Annotated in this window: 3 protein-coding genes and 1 pseudogene; all 4 read right to left on the reverse strand. The window is 56.9% G+C overall.

What is annotated here, in order from left to right:
- Positions 1-178: pseudogene (locus tag ACIP1X_RS28645) on the reverse strand (tRNA (guanosine(37)-N1)-methyltransferase TrmD); the annotation flags it as partial.
- Between the two features lie 44 nt (positions 179-222).
- A complete protein-coding gene (gene rimM / locus ACIP1X_RS28650; protein ID WP_007908985.1) occupies positions 223-759 on the reverse strand; it encodes a ribosome maturation factor RimM in 537 nt (178 codons plus the stop codon).
- 5 nt (positions 760-764) lie between these two features.
- The gene (rpsP, locus tag ACIP1X_RS28655; protein ID WP_045059142.1) at positions 765-1,016 is read right to left on the reverse strand and encodes a 30S ribosomal protein S16; all 252 of its coding nucleotides are present in this window, start codon (positions 1,014-1,016) and stop codon (positions 765-767) included.
- Positions 1,017-1,267: 251 nt separating this feature from the next.
- Positions 1,268-2,369 (reverse strand): signal recognition particle protein (ffh, locus tag ACIP1X_RS28660; RefSeq protein WP_400755948.1); only part of this gene is annotated, 1,102 nt, incomplete at its 5' end.

Below are 2,369 nucleotides of genomic sequence, written 5' to 3' on the forward strand. Positions count from 1 at the left end.
GAGCATCTTCCAGGGGCTTGATCTTCATCACCATGCCCGGACCACCGCCAAACGGGCGATCGTCCACAGTGTGATGCCGATCCGTCGTGTAATCCCGCGGGTTCCAACAGGTCAGCTGCAAGAGCCCCTGTTTGACCGCTCGACTGGTGATGCCGTAGTCGCCGATGGCGGAAAACATCTCGGGAAACAAACTGATCACTTCTACGCGCAATTTAGCCACGCTTAGAAGTCCGCATCCCAATCCACCTTCATCTCGCCCGCTGCCAGATCAACTGCCAACACACACTGCGCCGTATAGGGCAGCAAGCGTTCACGATCATCCAGGCTGCCAGCGCAAGGCTTGACTACCATTACATCATTGGCGCCGGTTTCCAGAAGATGATCGACTTTCCCGAGCATTTGCCCCAGTTGATCGATAACCTTCAGACCTTCCAGCTGGTACCAGTAGTACTCGCCGTCGGTCAATTCAGGGAACAGGTTGCGCGGCACGCAGATCTCATAACCGGCCAGAAGACGAGCTTCTTCACGATCATCAAGACCCTTGAGCTTTGCGACCAGGAACTTATCGCTCCCGCGTCCACTGACCAGCTCGACCTGTTTGACATTGCCTTCGCGCTTGAGCGTCCAGGTTTTGTACTGCAACAGGTTTTCAGTCGGATCAGTAAAGGAATAAACCTTCACTTCGCCGCGAACGCCATGAACAGAATAAATTTTGCCGATAACGATCAAATCATCAGCAACAGCTGGCGTCGCGTTCATATTGCTCAGGCCGCAGCCTTTGCGGAGTCCTTCAGCAACTGAGCAACACGCTCAGAAGGCTGTGCACCAACGCTCAGCCAGTAGGCAACGCGCTCTTGGTTCACGGACAGACGAACTTCCTGACCACGGGCAACAGGGTTGAAGAAACCAACCTGTTCTTTGTGGGAGCCGTCACGCGGGTTACGCGAGTCGGTTACGGTCAGGTGGTAAAACGGGCGCTTTTTGGAGCCGCCAAGGGCAAGACGGATTGTTAGCATTTGAACATACTTACTGTAGTCGGTGCTGCAAATCTAAATGCACAGCGGGCATGGGTGCCCGAAAGGCCGCATATTCTAAGGAATATCCGGACTTTTGCAAATGACTTTTTCCGGCGCCTATGGCATGCCGTGCAGATCTGCATATAGAGCCGTCGATAAAAACGGCCGGTCAGCTCCCGCCGTGTGCGGGTTTGCTGTTGATCCTGCGTCCTTGCAGGGTCTGCGCCGGTGCGACGACCGGCGCGGATTCTTTACATTTTCGGCATGCCGCCGCCGGGCAACATTCCGCCCATGCCGCGCATCATTTTCGCCATTCCGCCTTTCGCGGTGAATTTCTTCATCATCTTCTGCATCTGCTTGTGCTGCTTGATCAAGCGACCGATGTCCTGCACCTGAGTACCGGAACCCATGGCGATACGGCGTTTGCGCGAACCGCTGATCAGCTCAGGGTCGCGGCGCTCGGCCGGGGTCATGGAGTTGATGATGGCTTCCATCTGTTTGAATTGTTTCTCTGCGGCGTTCTGGGCATTGCCCATTTGCGACAGGTTGACGCCGCCGATGCTCGGCAGTTTGTCCATGAGGCCGCCGAGGCCGCCCATGTTCTTCATCTGTTGCAGCTGATCGCGGAAGTCTTCGAGGTCGAAGCCCTTGCCCTTCTTCAGCTTCTTGGCCAGTTTATCGGCCTTGTCTTTATCGAGGGTCGCTTCAGCCTGTTCGATCAGGCTGAGCACGTCGCCCATGCCGAGAATGCGCGAGGCGATACGCTCAGGGTGAAACGGGTCGAGCGCTTCGCTCTTCTCGCCCATACCGATGAACTTGATCGGCTTGCCGGTGATGGCGCGAACCGACAGCGCAGCACCGCCACGGGCATCGCCGTCGACTTTGGTCAGGATCACACCAGTCAGCGGCAGCGCATCACCGAAGGCCTTGGCCGTGTTGGCCGCATCCTGACCGGTCATGGCATCAACCACGAACAGGGTTTCGACCGGGTTGATCGCGGCGTGCAGTGCCTTGATCTCGCCCATCATCTCTTCGTCGATGTGCAGACGACCGGCGGTATCGACGATGACCACGTCGATGAATTTCAGTTTTGCTTCTTTAATAGCAGCTTGCGCGATGTCGACCGGCTTCTGGCTCAGGTCGGACGGGAAGAAGGTCACGCCCACTTCACCGGCGAGCATTTCCAGCTGTTTGATCGCCGCAGGACGATAAACGTCCGCCGATACGACCATGACCGACTTCTTCTTGCGCTCTTTCAGGAAGCGCGCCAGTTTGCCGGCGGTGGTGGTTTTACCGGCACCCTGCAGACCGGCCATCAGAATGACGGCGGGCGGCACGGCGCTCAGGTTCAAG

Origin of the sequence: Pseudomonas sp. NPDC088885 (assembly GCF_044750025.1) — a bacterium.
Classification (GTDB): Bacteria; Pseudomonadota; Gammaproteobacteria; order Pseudomonadales; family Pseudomonadaceae; genus Aquipseudomonas; species Aquipseudomonas rustica.

What these genes read in the sequence shown, in the direction of transcription:
- rimM (WP_007908985.1), bottom strand. Translation starts at nt 759, where the DNA reads ATGAACGCGACGCCAGCTGTTGCTGATGATTTGATCGTTATCGGCAAA.
- rpsP (WP_045059142.1), bottom strand. Translation starts at nt 1,016, where the DNA reads ATGCTAACAATCCGTCTTGCCCTTGGCGGCTCCAAAAAGCGCCCGTTT.